At 72.6% G+C, this 16979-nt stretch carries 18 protein-coding genes; 13 read left to right on the top strand and 5 right to left on the bottom strand.

The features are described from left to right. Positions 1 to 139 precede the first annotated feature (139 nt). Complete coding sequence (locus ABD298_RS04405; RefSeq protein ID WP_344298439.1) at positions 140 to 1468, bottom strand: nicotinate phosphoribosyltransferase; 1329 nt, start codon at positions 1466 to 1468, stop codon at positions 140 to 142. A 36-nt stretch (positions 1469 to 1504) separates the two neighbouring features. Here ABD298_RS04405 and clpS point away from each other — a divergent pair, with 36 nt between their 5' ends. From clpS to ABD298_RS04385, 4 genes are read left to right on the top strand one after another with little or no spacing between them, the layout of a single operon-like run. Then, positions 1505 to 1822: an ATP-dependent Clp protease adapter ClpS gene (clpS, locus tag ABD298_RS04400; RefSeq protein WP_255405223.1), complete on the top strand. Its 318-nt coding sequence runs from the start codon at positions 1505 to 1507 to the stop codon at positions 1820 to 1822. Further along, a complete protein-coding gene (locus tag ABD298_RS04395; RefSeq protein ID WP_344298438.1) occupies positions 1815 to 2396 on the top strand; it encodes a DUF2017 domain-containing protein in 582 nt (193 codons plus the stop codon). Before clpS ends, ABD298_RS04395 begins: the two co-directional genes overlap by 8 nt. Next, positions 2389 to 3339 carry a glutamate racemase gene (gene murI / locus ABD298_RS04390; protein WP_344298437.1) on the top strand — a complete coding sequence of 317 codons (951 nt, stop codon included), beginning with the start codon at positions 2389 to 2391 and terminating at the stop codon, positions 3337 to 3339. The genes ABD298_RS04395 and murI overlap by 8 nt, the downstream gene beginning before the upstream one ends. After that, the gene (locus ABD298_RS04385) at positions 3336 to 4133 is read left to right on the top strand and encodes an MBL fold metallo-hydrolase (RefSeq protein WP_344298436.1); all 798 of its coding nucleotides are present in this window, start codon (positions 3336 to 3338) and stop codon (positions 4131 to 4133) included. Before murI ends, ABD298_RS04385 begins: the two co-directional genes overlap by 4 nt. A 13-nt stretch (positions 4134 to 4146) precedes the next feature. Here the strand turns inward: ABD298_RS04385 and ABD298_RS04380 are convergent, their stop codons facing one another. Both ABD298_RS04380 and ABD298_RS04375 read right to left on the bottom strand, forming a co-directional pair. Beyond that, on the bottom strand, positions 4147 to 4464 hold the full coding sequence (locus ABD298_RS04380; protein WP_344298435.1) for a 2TM domain-containing protein: 318 nt from the start codon (positions 4462 to 4464) through the stop codon (positions 4147 to 4149). 109 nt (positions 4465 to 4573) lie between these two features. Beyond that, complete coding sequence (locus ABD298_RS04375; protein ID WP_344298434.1) at positions 4574 to 5428, bottom strand: aldo/keto reductase; 855 nt, start codon at positions 5426 to 5428, stop codon at positions 4574 to 4576. A 25-nt stretch (positions 5429 to 5453) separates the two neighbouring features. Between ABD298_RS04375 and rph the strand changes: the two genes are divergently transcribed. Further along, on the top strand, positions 5454 to 6218 hold the full coding sequence (rph, locus tag ABD298_RS04370; RefSeq protein ID WP_344298433.1) for a ribonuclease PH: 765 nt from the start codon (positions 5454 to 5456) through the stop codon (positions 6216 to 6218). Then, a complete protein-coding gene (gene rdgB / locus ABD298_RS04365) occupies positions 6215 to 6859 on the top strand; it encodes an RdgB/HAM1 family non-canonical purine NTP pyrophosphatase (RefSeq protein WP_344298432.1) in 645 nt (214 codons plus the stop codon). Before rph ends, rdgB begins: the two co-directional genes overlap by 4 nt. Positions 6860 to 6875: 16 nt before the next feature. On the opposite strand, the gene ABD298_RS04360 is transcribed toward rdgB, so the two are convergent. Then, complete coding sequence (locus ABD298_RS04360; protein ID WP_425564304.1) at positions 6876 to 7685, bottom strand: DedA family protein; 810 nt, start codon at positions 7683 to 7685, stop codon at positions 6876 to 6878. Between the two features lie 88 nt (positions 7686 to 7773). Here ABD298_RS04360 and ABD298_RS04355 point away from each other — a divergent pair, with 88 nt between their 5' ends. Both ABD298_RS04355 and ABD298_RS04350 read left to right on the top strand, forming a co-directional pair. Beyond that, positions 7774 to 8817, top strand: a complete 1044-nt coding sequence (locus ABD298_RS04355) for an exonuclease domain-containing protein (protein ID WP_344298431.1) — start codon at positions 7774 to 7776, stop codon at positions 8815 to 8817. Positions 8818 to 8897: 80 nt separating this feature from the next. After that, positions 8898 to 9497: a DUF4395 domain-containing protein gene (locus ABD298_RS04350; protein WP_344298430.1), complete on the top strand. Its 600-nt coding sequence runs from the start codon at positions 8898 to 8900 to the stop codon at positions 9495 to 9497. A gap of 45 nt (positions 9498 to 9542) precedes the next feature. Here the strand turns inward: ABD298_RS04350 and ABD298_RS04345 are convergent, their stop codons facing one another. Continuing rightward, positions 9543 to 10547, bottom strand: coding sequence for an ADP-ribosylglycohydrolase family protein (locus ABD298_RS04345; protein ID WP_344298429.1), 1005 nt, complete (start codon positions 10545 to 10547; stop codon positions 9543 to 9545). A gap of 109 nt (positions 10548 to 10656) precedes the next feature. Between ABD298_RS04345 and ABD298_RS04340 the strand changes: the two genes are divergently transcribed. The 5 genes from ABD298_RS04340 to ABD298_RS04320 all read left to right on the top strand — a co-directional run bounded on the left by ABD298_RS04340 (position 10657) and on the right by ABD298_RS04320 (position 16947). Then, a complete protein-coding gene (locus ABD298_RS04340) occupies positions 10657 to 11013 on the top strand; it encodes a YidH family protein (RefSeq protein WP_208709129.1) in 357 nt (118 codons plus the stop codon). Then, positions 11010 to 11378 carry a DUF202 domain-containing protein gene (locus ABD298_RS04335; protein WP_344298428.1) on the top strand — a complete coding sequence of 123 codons (369 nt, stop codon included), beginning with the start codon at positions 11010 to 11012 and terminating at the stop codon, positions 11376 to 11378. Before ABD298_RS04340 ends, ABD298_RS04335 begins: the two co-directional genes overlap by 4 nt. 82 nt (positions 11379 to 11460) lie before the next feature. Then, positions 11461 to 12519, top strand: coding sequence for an aquaporin (locus tag ABD298_RS04330; protein WP_344298427.1), 1059 nt, complete (start codon positions 11461 to 11463; stop codon positions 12517 to 12519). A gap of 94 nt (positions 12520 to 12613) precedes the next feature. Beyond that, positions 12614 to 13777, top strand: coding sequence for an exonuclease SbcCD subunit D (locus ABD298_RS04325; RefSeq protein ID WP_344298426.1), 1164 nt, complete (start codon positions 12614 to 12616; stop codon positions 13775 to 13777). Then, on the top strand, positions 13774 to 16947 hold the full coding sequence (locus ABD298_RS04320) for an AAA family ATPase (RefSeq protein ID WP_344298425.1): 3174 nt from the start codon (positions 13774 to 13776) through the stop codon (positions 16945 to 16947). The genes ABD298_RS04325 and ABD298_RS04320 overlap by 4 nt, the downstream gene beginning before the upstream one ends. Positions 16948 to 16979: the final 32 nt, after the last annotated feature.

The raw sequence follows: 16979 nt of genomic DNA, 5'->3' as shown, positions 1-16979 counted from the left end.
ACGTGACCTTCAGGAGGTGACCCTCAGACGGAACGGGAAGGGACGGCGCTGGAGAGGTACCGCCGCCTAACCCCCGCCGCCTAACCCCCGCCGCCTAACCCCCGCCGCCTTACCCCCGCCGCTCGACCCGCGCCCGGGCTCAGTGCTCTTCGTAGACCGTCGGGATCGCTGGCTCACCGCGGTGCATCCGGTGCACCGAGGCCGGCAGCTCGGCGAGCGAGGCCGCGTGTCGCTCCCGCGCCTTCGTGACTCCCTCCGCCCCGATCCAGCCGGGCTTGAGCTCGCCATCGACGATGAAGTGCTGCAGGAGCGAGCGGTCGTTGCCGTCGTCGACCGGACGCCGCCCGACCCCGACGACCTCGTGCGACGCGACGCCGCGCTCGTCGAGCCTGCGCAGCGCGTACTTCCGCCCGCCTACGCTCGCCTTGTTCTTGGCGGCCTTCGCGACCGAGACGAACTCACCCGAGTCGTCTGTGTGCGCCACAAGCTTGTAGACCATGGACGCTGTCGGCGCCCCGGAGCCGGTCACGAGCGCGGTCCCGACGCCGTAGGCGTCGACCGGCGCTGACTGGAGGGCAGCGATGGCGTACTCGTCGAGGTCCGAGGTGACCATGATGCGCGTGTTCTCGTTGCCGAGTTCGTCCAGAAGCTGCCGCACCCAGTGGGCCTGGTCGATGAGGTCCCCGGAGTCGAGCCGCACGGCGCCGAGCTTGTCGCCCGCGATCTCCACAGCGGTGCGCACGGCCCGCTCGACGTCGTACGTGTCCACGAGCAGCGAGGTTCCCGGCCCCATGGAGGCGACCTGCGCCTCGAATGCCTCGCGCTCCGTGTCATGCAGGAGGGTGAAGGAGTGCGCCGCGGTGCCGACCGTGGGGATGCCGTAGCGGAGGCCCGCCGCGAGGTTGGACGTGCTGGAGAAGCCCGCGATGACGGCGGCGCGCGCCGCAGCGACCGCCGACTCGTCGTGCGTGCGCCGCGAGCCCATCTCGATGCAGGGCCGGCCGTTCGCCGCGGTCGTCATGCGCGAGGCGGCGGAGGCGATCGCGGAGTCGTGGTTGAGGACGGACAGGATGTACGTCTCGAGGATGCACGCCTCGGCGAAGGTGGACTCGACGATGAGGATGGGGGAGTTGGGGAAGTACGCCTCGCCCTCGGCGTAGCCGAACACGTTGCCGGAGAACCGGTATCCGGCCAGGAAGTCGAGCGTCTCGGCGTTGACCACGCGCGTGCGCTCGAGGAAAGACAGCTCCTCGTCCGTGAAGCGGAACTTCGTGATGCCCTCGAGGAGCCTCCCGGTGCCCCCGACCACGCCGTAGCGGCGTCCGTCGGGAAGCCTCCGGGCGAAGGCCTCGAACACGCACTGCCGGTGTGCGGCCCCGGAATGGAGCGAGGCCTGGAGCATGGTGAGCTCGTAGTGGTCCGTGAACAGCGAGGTGCGGGGCTGGTCCCAAGGGCTCGTTTCGGTCACGGAGCCACTCTATCGGGCCTGCCTAGAATGGAGCCCATGAGCATCAGCGTGGCCACCGAGCCCTCCCAGGAGGTCGCCGGGCAGACCCAGGAGAGGGAGGACGCCTCCCGGCTGACGCCGTGGAACCTCGTCGTGTGGAATGACCCGGTCAACCTCATGAGCTATGTCAGCTACGTCTTCCAGACCTACTTCGGGTTCTCGGAGTCCAAGGCGGAGGCCCTCATGATGCAGGTGCACACCGAGGGCCGCTCGATCGTGGCGCAGGGATCGAAGGAATCGGTCGAGCAGCACGCCGTGGCGATGCACACCTTCGGCCTGTGGGCCACGGTCGAAAGGTCCGGGCAGGATGGCTGAACCGTTCACCTATGGGCGCCGCGGGATCGCTGCCCGGTTCGAGGACGCGGAGCGCGAGCTCCTGCGGGGCCTGTTCAACGACGTCATCGGCATGCTCGAGGTCGGCCCGGCAGACGCCGATCCGCTCGAGGCCCTCGTGGGACTGACCCCCAACGCCGCAGAGCCGGAGGATCCGGCGCTTCTGCGCCTCCTCCCGAACGCGGTCAAGGACGACGCCGAGTCCTCCCTCGAGTTCCGCCGCCTCACCGAACGCTCGCTGAGGGAGAGCAAGGTGGGAGCGCTGCGGGCGGCGGCGATGGGCCTCGAGTCGGGGCACGTGCTGCTCGACGACGCCGCGTCACGGCACTGGTCCACGGCGCTCAACGATGTCCGGCTCGTCCTCGCCGAGCGGCTGGGGATCCGCAGCGAGGAGGATGCCGAGCGGATCCACGGGATCACGGACTGGGCGGACGCGGACGACGTCGAGAAGTACCTCGCGCTCGTCTACAACTTCATCACGTGGCTGCAGACCACACTCGTGGAGGCCATGCTCGATGCGCACCGGGTGCGCCTGAACGGGGGCGCGAATGGCTGAGCTGGCACCCTCCGAGCGGCCCATCGGCATCTTCGACTCCGGGGTCGGCGGCCTCACGGTGGCCCGCGCGGTGATCGACCAGCTGCCGAACGAGTCGGTCGTGTACGTCGGGGACACCGCCCACGGCCCCTACGGCCCGCTCCCCATCGCAGAGGTCCGCGCGTTCGCGCTCGGGGTCATGGACGAGCTCGTCGACTCCGGCGTCAAGGCCCTCACCATCGCCTGCAACTCGGCGTCCGCCGCCGTCCTGCGCGACGCCCGCGAGCGGTACACGGCCCGCTACGGCATCCCCGTGATCGAGGTCATCCAGCCCGCCGTGCGCAGGGCTGTCGTCGCGACCCGGAACGGACGGGTCGGCGTGATCGGCACGAGCGCGACCGTCGGCTCGCGGGCCTACGAGGACACCTTCGCGGCCGCGCCGGAGCTGCAGATCACCTCGGCAGCCTGCCCTGAGTTCGTCCAGTTTGTCGAGGCCGGTGTCACCACGGGCCCGGAGCTCCTGGCCGTGGCGGAGGAGTACCTCGCCCCGCTCAAGGCTGCCGAGGTGGACACGCTCGTGCTCGGGTGCACGCACTACCCGCTCCTGACGGGCGTGATCTCGTATGTAATGGGGGACGGGGTGACCCTCGTCTCGAGCGCGGAGGAGACCGCGAAGGACGTCTACCGCGCGCTCGTGACCCACGGGCTCGAGCGGACGGCGTCCACGCCTCCCGTGCACCGCTTCGTCGCGACGGGCGACCCGGCGCAGTTCGAGGTCCTGGCGCGGCGCTTCCTGGGCCCCGAGGTACAGGGGGTGCAGCACGCGGACCACGTCTCCGCGAGGTACCCGACAGCGAGCCTGGCGCAGATCACCCCGGAGATGCTCGCAGAGGCCCGGTCCCGCGGCGGGTCGGCCCGGATCTCCCACTTCGCTGCGATCGATGAGGGCAGGATGGCACCGTGAAGCTCACCATCGTCGGCTGCTCGGGCTCCTTCCCGGGTCCGAGTTCCCCGGCATCCTGCTACCTGCTGACCGCCAACGACGGCGAGCGGGACTGGCGCGTCCTCCTCGATCTCGGCTCGGGGGCGCTCGGCGTGCTTCAGCGATACATCCACCTCTCCGACATCGACGGCGTGCTCCTGAGCCATCTCCACCCGGACCACTGCATGGACCTCACTGGCCTGCACGTGGCGGTGCACTGGGATCCGGACGGCTGGACGGCTGGCCGTGTGCGCGTGTGGGGCCCGGCGGAGACGCCCAAGCGCATCGTCACGGCGCTCGACATGGAGCCGCCGGCGGATCTCGACGAGGACTTCGAGTTCCACCGCTGGAGCGCGGGCGAGAAGATCGAGCTCGGGCCGTTCACCTTCCAGGCCTTCCCCGTGCGGCACCCGATCGCGGAGCCGTATGCAATCCGCGTCGAGGCCTCAGAGCCCGGCGTGGACGGGACCGTCAGGCGCAGCATCCTGGCCTACTCGGGGGACACGGACTCCTGCCCGGAGCTTGTGGAGGCGGCACAGGGCGCCGACCTGTTCCTGTGCGAGGCCGCGTACCACGAGGGCCGCGACGACGCGATCGACGGCGTGCACCTCACCGGGCTGCGTGCCGGCCAGGCGGCGCACGACGCCGCCGCGAAGCGCCTGCTACTGACGCACCTTCCGGTGTGGAACGACGCGAACCGTTCAGTCGCCGAGGCACAGGAGGCCTACGACGGGCCGATCGCGGTCGCCGTCGCGGGCGTGCACTACATCGTCTGAGCCCACCGGCCACTCATCGGGCGCCGCGGAGCCTGTTCATCTCCCGCGCAACCTGCGCCTCGGTCGGCGTCCGCGTCCAGTAGACTTCCCACGCATGGGCGATGAGGCCGATGGCCCAGCCGCCCATCGGGAAGGCCGGCCAGAAGAACGAGGCTCCCGTCATGGCCCAGATGAGGACGAGCAGTCCGTTGACGAGCACGTACATCAGCAGGTGCGTGCGGAAGTCCGCCTTCTTCTTGAGCGATTCGAGGGCGCGCATCCGCAGCGCCGCGTCCCCTCCCGGGTGCATGCCGTCGCCGGCGCCCGCGCCCTTGCCGAGATCGACGTCCATCGCAGCCCCTCCAGAGCTCGAGCGCCTCCGACGGTGTGCCCCGTCGGAGCCCACGATAGGCCAGCGGCCATCGGGGCCGACAGGGCCCAACGTCACCAGCGCCCGGAGCCTAGAGCACTTCGAGGGGAACGGGGTGGAGGGGTGCCGGGAACGCGGCGTCAAGCGCTGCGAGCTCGTCGGGATCCAGCGTCAGCTCGAGGGCGGCGCGGTTGGCCAGGACATGTTCTGCCTTCGACGCCTTGGGGATCGCGATGACGCCGGGAAGGCGGAGGACCCATGCGAGGGCGACAGCCGCCTCACTCACACCCCGCCGCCTGGCGATCGCGGCGAGAGCTGCGTGCCCGAGGAGCCGCGACTGCTCGATCGGGGAGTAGGCCATGGCCGGGATGCCCGAGCTCTGAAGCCGGGGGAGGAGGTCCGCCTCGATTCCGCGGCGCGTGAGGTTGTACAGGATCTGGTCGGTCTGCAGGCCGGAGGGGCCGGCCGCCTCAGGGAGCCCCTCGAGCTCGGCGAGGTCGTCGGGCCCGAAATTGCTCACGCCCCAAGCCCGGATCTTGCCCTCGGTCTGGAGCGCGGACAGCGCCGCGACCGTCTCCGCGAGGGGCGCGCTTCCGCGCCAGTGGTAGAGGTACAGGTCAAGGTAGTCCGTGCCGAGTCGCGTGAGGCTCGCCTCGAGCGCAGCCGACGTCCCGCGCCGGGTCGCGTTCCACGGCAGGACCTTGCTCACGAGGAAGACCTCATCGCGCCGGCCCGCGATGGCCTCTCCCACGAGCTCCTCCGCCCGGCCGTCGCCGTACATCTCCGCGGTGTCGATGAGCGTCATGCCGGCGTCGATGCCCGTGCGGAGCGCCTTGATCTCCTCATCGCGGCTCGAGACGGAGTCGCCCAGATACCAGGTCCCCTGTCCGAGTGCCGGCACGGCGGTGCCATTGGGCAGGGTCACGGGGCGCATATCGTCGGCCATGCCGCTGAGTCTATAAGCTGGACGCATGACCCCGAGCACCGCTGATTCCCCTACTGTTGTGCGCGCCGACGGGCGCGCCCCCGACCAGCTGAGGCCCATCTCGATCACGCGCGGATGGTCCAAGCAGGCGGAGGGCTCGGCGCTGATCGAGTTCGGCAACACGCGCGTCCTGTGCACGGCGTCGTTCACCGAGGGCGTTCCGCGGTGGCTCAAGGGCGAGGGCCGCGGGTGGGTCACCGCCGAGTACGCGATGCTCCCCCGCGCCACCAACACCCGCTCCGACCGCGAGTCCGTCAAGGGCAGGATCGGCGGACGCACCCACGAGATCTCGCGCCTCATCGGGCGCTCCCTCCGCTCCATCATCGACACGCAGGCGCTCGGGGAGAACACGATCGTGCTCGACTGCGACGTTCTGCAGGCCGACGGCGGGACCCGCACCGCGGCCATCACCGGCGCCTTCGTGGCGCTCGCCGAGGCGATCCGGTGGGCCAAGGAGAAGGGCCTCGTCGAGCGCGGAGCGGATCCGCTCGTGGACACCGTCTCGGCAGTGTCGGTCGGCATCATCGACGGCGTGCCGATGCTGGACCTGCCCTACGTCGAGGACGTGCGAGCGGAGACCGACATGAACGTGGTCGTGACCGGCTCCGGCAAGTTCGTCGAGGTCCAGGGCACGGCGGAGGGAGCCCCGTTCGACCGCGACGAGCTCGACAGCCTCCTCGACCTCGCCCTCCTGGGGACGGCGCAGCTCGCCGACATCCAACGCGAGACCCTCGCCGAGGCGCTCCGGTGAGCGAGGCAGGCAGCGGGCCGCGCCTCGTGCTGGCGACGCACAACCAAGGCAAGCTGCGCGAGCTGAGGGAACTGCTGCGCGGCCAGGTGCCGGGGCTCGACGTCGACAGCCAGGTCGTCGATGCGGGAGCCGTGGGCGGGCCGGACGTCGTCGAGGACGGGGTGACATTCGAGGAGAACGCGCTCAAGAAGGCCCGCGCCGTCGCCGAGGCCACCGGCCTGCCGGCGATCGCCGACGACTCCGGCCTCTCCGTGGAGGTCCTCGGGGGTGCCCCCGGCATCTTCTCGGCCCGCTGGGCCGGACGCCATGGGGACGACCGGGCGAACCTGGAGCTCCTTCTGGCCCAGCTCCAGGACGTGAAGGACGAGCATCGGCAGGCCGCGTTCGTCTGCGCCGCCGCGCTCGCCGTGCCGGGACCTGACGGGGCCCGGCGCGAGACCGTCCGGCTGGGAGAGATGCCCGGATCGCTCCTGCGCGAGCCCCGCGGCGACGGCGGATTCGGCTACGACCCGATCCTGCAGCCGCAGGGGCTGCAGGTCAGCGTCGCCGAGCTCACGGGCGAGGAGAAGAACGCGATCAGCCATCGTGGCCACGCCTTCCGCGCGCTCCTGCCGGCGATAGTGGAGGCCCTGAGCCGCTGACCCAGGGCCCTCCGGGCTACTTCCAGTCGGGGTTGGTCTTGCGCTCCTCGACGGGCTCGTGCTCCTCGATGAACTCCTCGACCACGTCGGTGCCGAAGTGCTCGGACTGCTTCTTGGCCGAGAGCCCGCGCACGAACTCGATGACGATCGGCAGGACCGAGACCAGGACGATGGCGATGAAGATCACGTCGATGTTCTTCCCGACCCACTCGTACTGGCCGAGCCACGCGCCCAGGAGCGTCACGCCGCCGCCCCAGAGCACCGCGCCGATGACGTTGTAGAGGAAGAACTTGGCCCGGTTCATCCCGGCGACACCGACGATCACGGGCACGAAGGTGCGGATGATGGGCACGAACCGCGCGAGGACGAGTGCCTTGCCGCCGTGCTTCTCGAAGAACGCATGGGCCTTCTCGACGTTCTCGCGCTTGAACAGCCTCGAGTCGGGGCGGTTGAAGATGGCCGGGCCGGCCTTGGAGCCGATGAGGTACCCGCACTGGTTGCCGATGACGGCCGCGACGATGATGAGGCCCGCCATGGCCCAGAGGTTGAACTGGATGGCTCCGGTCGCAACCAGCAGGCCCGCGGTGAAGAGCATGGAGTCGCCCGGCAGGAAGAACCCGACGAGGAGGCCGGTCTCCGCGAAGACGATCCCGCACACGAGCAGCACGACCCACGGGCCCAGCGGGGAGTCCCTGAGGAAGACGTCGGGGTTGAGCCAGTCGGGCAGGAACGAGGCCGTCTTCGGCTGGACGGCCAGGGTCTGCACAGCAAGGCTGTGGAACGCCTCAGGGGCAGCGGCAAGGGAGGTCAGCGCGGAGGGAATCACTCTTCAAGGGTACCGGGCCAGCGCGAAGGGCACCGGCCCCGCGTGGCGATGGCGGGACGCTCTGCCCGCTGCGGCTAGGCTTCTCGGCGTGGCCCTGGACTTCACCGCGATCGACTTCGAGACGGCCAACGGCTTCCGGGGCTCCCCCTGCTCGGTGGGACTCGTCAAGGTCCGCGGGGGACGCGCCGTCGAACGCGCCCACTGGCTCATGCGGCCGCCCGCCGGGCACGACCGCTTCGACCCGCGCAACGTCGCGATCCACGGCATACGCCCGCAGGACGTGGAGCAGGCGCCCCGGTTCGCCGAGCTCTTCCCCGAGGTGGGCGGCTTCATCGGAGACGACGTCCTCGTGGCGCACAACGCGGCGTTCGACCTCGGCGTCATCCGCTCGGCCCTCGAGGTCAGCGGGATGGGTGCCCCGGCCTACGACTACGCGTGCACGGTGATCCTCTCCCGCCGCACCTACGACCTCCCCTCCCATTCGCTCCCGTTCGCGGCGCAGGCGGCAGGCGTCCCGCTCGAACGGCACCACGACGCGAGTGAGGACGCGGCTGCGTGCGCCGGGATCCTGGTCGACATCGCCGCGCGGCACGGCGCCACCGACATCGACGGGCTGTACGCCACGCTGGGGCTCTCGCTCCCGCGGCAGCCCGCATTCGTCCCGGGCGTCGACGAGGTCTCGGCCGCGACGGCGCGGGCTCTCGGCGGGGGCAGCGCACCGGGCCGGTCGGGACGGCTACGCACGACGGCGAGTGGTCCCCGTGGCGCGGGCCGCGCCTGGGTGCCGTGGCCGCAGGAGGGGGCGAACCCGCCTGCCAACGAGGGCGCTGATCCGAGCCACCCGCTCTACGGCCACCGGATCGTCTTCACGGGGGCCCTCGGGATGACGCGGGCCGAGGCGAAGTCGCGGTCCGCCGAGCTCGGCGCCCAGCCGGCGAGCTCGGTCACGCGGGCCACGACGATCCTCGTGGTGGGCGACGGCTTCACGGCGACGGACCTGACGGTCGGGCGCGTGACCACGAAGGCCCGGCGGGCACTCGAGCTGCGCGCCAAGGGGCAGCGCGTCGAGGTGCTCTCCGAAGGCGAGTTCCTGCAGATGCTGGGAGGCCGCTGGCCAGCACAGAGCGCCTGAGGCCCGGCGTTCCGGTTCGGGGCGTCACGCGGCGCAACACTGCTTCGGACCCTGCCGCTGCAGTTCCTAGCATGGTGGGCATGACCCAAGGCCCTGCACCCTCGCGCGCCGAATCCGTCGACACGCTGTTCGCCGGGCCGGAGCCAGCCCTCTTCGTCCAGGCGCCGTCGCACAGGCCCGGAGTCCTCAGCCGCGCGTTCGCGTTCCCGAACCCGGTCAACGAGTACGCCGCGCGTTCGACTGCCGCCATTGTGGTCTGCCTCAGCACGATGGCCCTGGTGCTCGGGCTCGCGACGGGCGCGACGTGGCCGCTGTGGGCCATAGCGCTCGGATTCTGGCTCCGGGTGGCCGGCGGCCCCCGCTACTCGCCAGCCGGCCGGCTCGCCGTGCACGTCATTGCCCCGCGGCTGGGGGCTGCCAAGCTCGTCGCCGGACCGCCCAAGCGCTTCGCGCAGGGCATCGGAGCCGTGGTCTCGAGCACTGCAGTGGTCTTCGCTGCCGCCGGCCTGCCCGCCGGCGCATGGATCGCGCTCGAAGTCCTCATCGTCGCCGCGTCCCTCGAGGCATTCGCCGGATTCTGCCTCGGGTGCTGGATCTTCGGCCGTCTGCAGCTCGCTGGGCTGGTCCCCGCCTCGGTCTGCGAGGCCTGCAGCGACATCGCGCAGCGCCGCTCCAGGTAGCGCGACCGGGCGCGGCAGCAGCCCGAGCCGCCCCGCTGGGCGGTTCTAGGCGCCTGTGAGGCGCGCGAACCGGTCCGCGAGCCCATCGGCGGCTGCGACCCCCGCGGTCCTCGACGACCACGCGTCCGTCACCGAGTCCCGCCCCCACAGCGTGCCCAACAGTGCCCCGGCGATGGCTGCCGCGTCGCTCCCGGCGGCGGCAGCAAGGCTGACACCCGTGGCGAACGCGGCATCGTGGCGGTCTCCGGACTGGACGGCGCTCTCGGCGGCGAGCACGGCGGCCGCGGCGCCCCGCAGCGCGACTGAGGCGTCGCCGTCGTGCGCGGTTGCGGCGTCGCCCGCGACGCCTTCGCGGACCGCGGCGTCGAGCGCCCCGAGGACCTTGGCGTCGGGAGAGCGGAGGCTGGCCACCTGGGCGCGGGCGGACCCGAGGGCCGTGAGTGCGTCCGCTCCGAGCGAGAGGAAGTGGGTGAACGAGGCCACCGCGACCGCGGTCTGCACCGCGACCGGGGCCCCATGGGTGAGCGCCGCCCCCTCGGCGCTCATCTTGAGCACCCCGGCGGCCGGGATATGGGGGACGAGGCCGAAGGGAGCCGCATGCGCCGCGGCGCCGGCGTCGTCGAACTCGAGACCGAGCGGACGCGCCGTGCTGCCCATCTCGCCCCCCGCGAGCGAGACGACCCACGCGGGCTGGGCGGCGGCGGGCACGCGGACACCCTCCTGCGAGTCGAGCCACCTCGGCTGGGCGGCTGGGGCCGACGGCGACAGCGGAATGCCCTGGCCGGACACCCACCTGAGCGACGCGAGCCAGACGCACGCCGCCTCGTCCGCGTGCACTCCGTCGTTTGCCCACTCGATCGCCTCGAGGAGGCCGTCGGCGGTGAACAGGGTCAGCTGCCCGGCGGGCCCCAGGCCGAGAGGGCCGGGCCCGGGCTCGAGGCCGGTGCCGCGGCCGTGAGCCCCGGCGAGGCCGGCGAGGGCCGAAGCCTCGCCGACGACGGCGCCGACGAGGCACCCGTGGATGCGGGACAACGCAGAGGGGGCGCTCATGCCGCCCAATCTACCGGCTGGCCGTCCCGTCAGCCGTCGGCGTCCGGCGGACGGTATCCTTCACGGGAGCCGGCCGGCGCCGGGAGTGGGAGGACATCCAGGAGGCGACATGCGGGAACCAGCGTGGCGGAAGACGGGCTCGACGCCCGACTACCGGTTCTCGCTCGCGAACGAGCGCACCTTCCTCGCGTGGCTGCGCACCTCCCTCGCGCTCCTCGCCGGTGCGGTGGCCCTGGACCAGCTCACGCCGAACATCGCACCGGCGATCGTGCGCGGCGTGCTCTCCGTCGCCCTCGCCGGAGTCGGGGCGGCCCTGGCCGTCAACGCGTACCGCCGGTGGTCGCTCGCGGAGCAGGCCATGCGGCACGGACGCGAGCTGCCCTTCTCGCGCGTCATGCTGGGCATGACCATCGTCGTGGCCATCGCCGCCTTCGTGTTCGCGGTCCTCGTCCTGATGCGCCGGTGAGCGTTCCCGCGGCCCCCCAGGCCGGGGGAGAGGCGCGGGACCCGGGCCTGCAGCCCGAGCGCACCGCCCTCGCCTGGCGCCGGACCCTCCTTGCCCTGATGGTCCTCGACGTCCTGGTGGTGCGGGCGTGGTTCCTCGCGCTTGGGAGGGCGGGCGAGGGCAGTTCCGCGCATGCGGTCGGGCTCGGCGTGTGCGTTGCCGCCGCCGCCGTCTCCACCGCCGTCCTCGCGCTGTGCGCGCACGCCCGCTCGCGTGAGCTCCATCACGGAACCACGGCGCCGCCCGCCTCCGTCCTGCGCTGGGCGACGGCGGGAGCCGTCATGCTGGCGGGGGCCACCATCGCTGTGGTCATCATCGAGCGGTAACCTTCACTTCGGGCCCGCGCGGGCCCGGTCCGGACCGTGCCCTGTGAGACTGAACCCGAACCCCACGAAAGAGGACTCCTCCATGACCACCAGCGTGGCCACCCCTGCGGCTGCCAAGGCTCCGGCCGAGTACGGCGCCGTGGCGAAGCTCGTCGCCGAGGCCTTCGGCACGTTCCTCCTGATCTTCGGCGCGCTCGGCGTTGCCCTGTTCGGCAACCCGTCCGCAGCCCCGCTGCCCACCTCGCTCGCGTTCGGCCTCAGCGTCGCCGTCGGCATCGCCGCGGTCGGCCACATCTCCGGCGGCCACTTCAATCCCGCTGTGACGGTCGGCCTCGCCGTCGCGGGACGCACCAACTGGCGGCTGGTCCCCGGCTACATCGCCGCGCAGCTCGTCGGCGGAGCCCTGGGCTCCCTCGTCCTGTGGGTCCTCGTGCGCACCCTGCCGAACCTGACCAACGTTTCGACGATCTTCACGCAGCTGTCCAACGGCGTCGACGACCACTCGCCCAACGCGTTCCCGCTCGCGGCGGGCCTGCTCGCGGAGGTCACGGCCTCAGCCGTGTTCGTCGCGATCGTCCTCTTCGCGACGAGCAGGCGCGCAGCCAAGGGCATGGCCCCCTGGGCCATCGGCTTCGGCCTAGCGATCCTCATCCAGGCGCTCGCCCCGATCACCAACGCCTCGCTCAACCCTGCCCGGTCGACCGCCACGGTCATCTTCGCCGATGCCTCGGCGATCGGCCAGCTCTGGATCTTCTGGGCAGCCCCCATCCTCGGCGCCGCCCTCACCGGTCTCATCTTCCGCGGCTTCGGGTCCTCCGAGGACCTCCACGGCGCCACGGCGGGGGCGCTCGACGACGCCACCGCCCGGGCCACGCGCGCGGAGAATCCGGCAGTGGCCGGCGCAGCGATCGCCGACACGGAGGCCGCCGACACGGAGGCCGCCGAGGCGGAGGCCGAGGCGGAACCTGGCCTCGAGGCAGCCGACGCGCCCACCGCTGCCCGCAGCGCCGAGGATGTCCCGGCCGGGTCGGCGACGGCGGAGGCGGCCCCCCATGCTTCCGGTTCGGGCACGGCCTCGCCGGCCGAGGGCGCGTCCTCGCCGGACGACGACGCGCGGGACTTCTTCGACAAGAACCGCTGACGGCCGTGGGCACGCGCGCGCTTCCGTGCCCGGCCCACGCGTGCAGGGCGGGGCGCGTCGAGAAATGTCGGAGCCACCCGATAGCGTCCCGTCCATGAAGATCCTGCACACCTCGGACTGGCATCTGGGCCGATCGTTCCACGGGGTCGGCATGCTCGCGGCGCAGGCAGAGTGGCTCGACGGCCTCGTGGCGACCGTCGTCCAGGAGCGCGTCGAAGCGGTGCTCGTCGCGGGCGACGTCTACGACCGCGCCCTGCCGGCGGTCGACGTCGTGGACCTCCTCGACCGCACGCTCGTGCGGCTCACCGAGGCCGGCGCGCAGGTGGTCATCAGCAGCGGAAACCATGATTCCGCGGTGCGTCTGGGCTTCGCCGCGAGCCTGCTCGAGCGGGGCGGCGTGCACCTGCGGACCCGGGTCGCGCAGATCGGCTCCCCGGTCGTGCTCCCGGTCGCGGGCGGCGCCCGGGTCGCGGTCTACGCCCTCCCGTACCTCGAGCCGCGCCTCGTCGCCGAGTCCCTCGGCGTCGCATCGCCCACGCACGGGTCGGTGACCGAGGCCGCGCTCGCCCTCGTCCGTGCCGATCTCGCCGAACGGCGTGCCGCCGGCACGGTCCACTCCGTCGTCATGGCGCACACCTTCGCCGGAGGCGGGACTGCCTCGGACAGCGAGCGGGCCCTCTCCGTCGGCGGGCTCGACGTCGTGCCGCTCGCCGCGTTCGACGGCTTCGACTACGTTGCCCTGGGCCACCTGCACGGGCGGCAGGAGCTCTCGCCCTCCATCCGGTACTCCGGTTCGCCGCTGGCCTACTCCTTCTCCGAGGCCAGGCAGGCCAAGGGTGGCTGGATGCTCGACGTCGGGCCGGCCGGGATAGAGGCCGTGGAACCGGTGGGCTGGCCCACCAGGCATCGTCTGGCGGTGCTGCGCGGCGCCCTCGACGACCTGCTCTCAGGCACCGAGCACGGCCATGCCGAGGATGCGTACTGCCACGTGACCTTGACCGACGCCGAGCGTCCCGCGCGGGCGATGGAGCGCCTGCGCGAACGGTTCCCGCTCACGGTGGGGCTGGCGTTCGAGCCGGAGGGAGGCAGGCGGCGCGCGGAGGCGAGCTACAGCTCGAAGCTCGCCGCGGCGACCTCCGATCTCGGCGTCTGCCGCGGTTTCCTCGACCACGTCCGCCAGCGGGGCCCGAGCGAGGAGGAATCCGCCGCGCTCGACGAGATCCTCGAGGCTGTCCGGCTCGCTGAGGTGTCGTCATGAGGATCCACCGGCTCGAAGTCACAGCATTCGGGCCGTTCGCGCAGCGGGAGGCCATCGACTTCGACGCGCTCGCGGCGCAGGGCATCTTCCTGCTCAATGGACCGACCGGCGCGGGCAAGACGAGCGTCCTCGACGCCGTGTGCTTCGCCCTGTACGGCAGCCTTCCCGGGGCCCGTCTCGGGAGCAAGGCGATCAAGAGCCACCACGCGGCAGCGGACGCGGAGCCCTCGGTCCTGCTCGAGTTCACGGCGCAGGGCCGGCGGTTCGAGGTCCGCCGGACCCCGGAGTGGTCGAAGCCCAGTGCGCGCGCGTCGAGCGGATGGTCGGTCCAGAAGGCCTCCACCCACCTGAGGGAGCGCATCGACGGAGAATGGCGTGCCGTCACCGCCCGAAACGACGAGGCGGGGGCGCTCCTGGGCGAGGTGCTGGGGATGGCCAGGGAACAGTTCACGCGCGTGGTGCTGCTTCCCCAGGGCGAGTTCGCCTCGTTCCTGCGGTCCAAGGCCTCGGAGCGGGTTGAACTGCTCGAGAAGCTCTTCGGCACCGGGAAGTTCGCGGACGTCGAATCCGAGGCCGCCCTCCGCGCGCAGCAGGCGCGTTCGGCGGCCGAATCGGCCGAACGGGACGCCGCCGGGATCCTCTCCCAGCTGGAGGCGGAGGCTGAGGCCGCCGGCATCGGACTGGCGTCCGACGGCACGCCGGTCCCTGGGGGAGCCCCTGGGCTCTCCTCGGCAGGATTCGCACCCGGCGCCGGAGCTGCCCTCGACACCGGGAGCGCGCTGGGGCGCTTCGCCTGGGCCCGACGTGCCTTGGCGGAGCGGGGACGGGACGCCGCGGCCCAGGCCGAGGAGGCGAAGGCTGCCCGTGAGCTCGCCCGCCGGCAGGTCGGCGAGGCTGAGAGATCGCTCGAGGACGCGGCGGAACTCGCCGTGGCGAGGCAGCGCCGGGACGAGTGGGAGGCCGACGCCGCCGGGCAGGAGGCCCGCCTCGCGGCCCTCTCGGGCCACCGAGCCGCAGCGCAGCTCGCGGCCCTGTTCACCGACGCCGATGAGACCGCCGCCGAGTCGCGGCGGGCACTCGAGGAGGGCGCCGCGGCACTCGAGGCGGCCCACGCCGCCGGCTGGACGGGGGAGGCCGGTGCGGGCTCGGAGACGAGACCGGCCTCGATGTCGCGGACCGTCGGGTCCGGGCCAGCGTCCGCGCCCGACTATGCGGCGAACGCGCTCCCGTCGGTCGCCGCGGTGCGGGTCGCAGCCGCGGCTGCGGCGTCCGAGGCGGCAGTGCTTGCCGAGAGGGTCCCCGCCGAAGGAGAGCTGGCCGGACTCGAGGTCCGCCTCGCCCACGCCGGGACAGAACGATCGCGGCTGGACGCCGAGGCAGATCGGGCGCAGGCTGCCCTCGCGCGGCTGGCGGCCGAGCTCGACGAGCTGGGGGCCGAGCGTACCCGGCTCGAGCCTCTCGCGTCCGGCCTCGCCGTGGCCAGGTTAGAGGAAGAGGCCGCGCGCGCGGTGGTGCGCGCTGTCGAGGAGCACGCGGAGGCGACGAGGCGCCTCGGCGCCGCCGAGGCAGAGCACGGGCGTGCGCGTTCCGCGGCGCTCGACGCGAAGGAGGAATGGCTCGCACTGCGCGAGAGGCGGCTCAACCACACGGCGGCCGAGCTGGCCGCCCAGCTCGACGACGGCGGTGCGTGTCCCGTGTGCGGGTCCACCGACCACCCTGCGCCCGCGCGCGGCGCCGAGGACCCCCTCGAGCTCGTCGACGCCGAGCGGTCGGCGGCCGATGCCGCCGAACTCGCGGTCGAGGATGAGCGGCGGGCCCGCGAGGCACTCGCCGAAGCCCGCGCACTGCTCGCGGGCGTGGACGCGAGGGGAGGGGCCACCGACCCCGAGAAGGCGGCAAGGGTCCTGGGGGAGTGCATCGGCAGGGTCGAGGCTGCGGCCGAGGCCGAGGCAGCGCGCGCCACGGCCGAAGCACGTCTCACCGACCTTGCCGTCCGGCGCGCGGCGGCCCAGGACGCGCTAGACGGCGCGCGGACCCAGCGCGCCCGCGCGGAGGAGGCGCTGGAGCTCCTCGAGGCCCAGGTGCGCCGGCTCCGCGCCGACGTGCAGGAATGGCGAGGAGGCCATGCGACGCTTGCGGCGCGGCAGGCCGACGTCGCCGCCAGGGCCAGGACGCTCGACGCGCTCGAGCACTCGCTGGTCCGCCGTGAGCAGGCCGAGCAGGCGAGGGGCCGTGCACTCGAGCGGCTCCACTCCGCACTCGTCGATTCCTCCTTCCCCGACGAGGCGGCGGCGCGCGCCGCGCTGCTGCCCGCCGCGCAGGCCCGCGCGCTCGAAGAGGCCAGCCGCGTGCACGAGGCCGAACGCGACCACCTCGCGGGCCTCTTCGCCTCGGCCGCGGTGAACCGTGCGGTCCGCGAGGTGGCCGAGGGCCGCGCCGCCACCCGCGAGCAGCTTGAGGCCCGCCGGGCTGCGGCGGCCGCGGCGGAGGCCCGCCTCGAGGCAGCGACCCGCGCCGCTGACCGTGCCGAGGCGTCGGGAGAGCGGTGCGCGAGGCTCCTCGCAGCGTTCGAGGACCTCGTGCCGGCCCTCGCACGGCACAGGGACCGCGCCGACATGCTCGGCGGTCTCGCGCGCACGCTCCGCGGGCAGGGCGAGAACACCCTGCGGATGTCCCTGCACACCTACGTCCTGGCAGCGCGGCTCGAACAGGTGGCAGCGGCAGCCACCGAGCGGCTGGCCGCAATGAGCGACGGGCGCTTCAGCCTCGAGCACACCGACGCGCTCGCGGCGCGCGGCGCCGCGTCGGGCCTCGGGCTCGAGGTCGTCGACGGGTGGACGGGGCAGCGGCGGGACCCGTCGACCCTCTCGGGCGGGGAGTCCTTCATGGCGTCCCTCGCCCTCGCCTTGGGGCTCGCAGACGTCGTCCAGCAGGAGGCCGGAGGCATAGACATCGAGACGCTCTTCGTCGATGAGGGGTTCGGAAGCCTCGACGAGCAGGCTCTCGAGCAGGTCATGGATTCGATCGAGGGGCTCAGGGCGGGCGGCCGCGTCGTCGGGCTCGTGAGCCACGTCCCCGAGCTCAAGCAGCGGATCGCCGCCCAGATCCGGGTCGCCAAGGGCCGGAGCGGGTCGAGCCTCTCGGTCGTGGGCACGGCAGAGGAGCTCTGACGAGCCAGCCGTCGGGCCGTAGGCCCGCGCTA

This window comes from Sinomonas flava (assembly GCF_039531875.1).
GTDB lineage: Bacteria > Actinomycetota > Actinomycetes > Actinomycetales > Micrococcaceae > Sinomonas > Sinomonas flava.
This window is presented reverse-complemented; position numbering and strand designations above follow the sequence as displayed.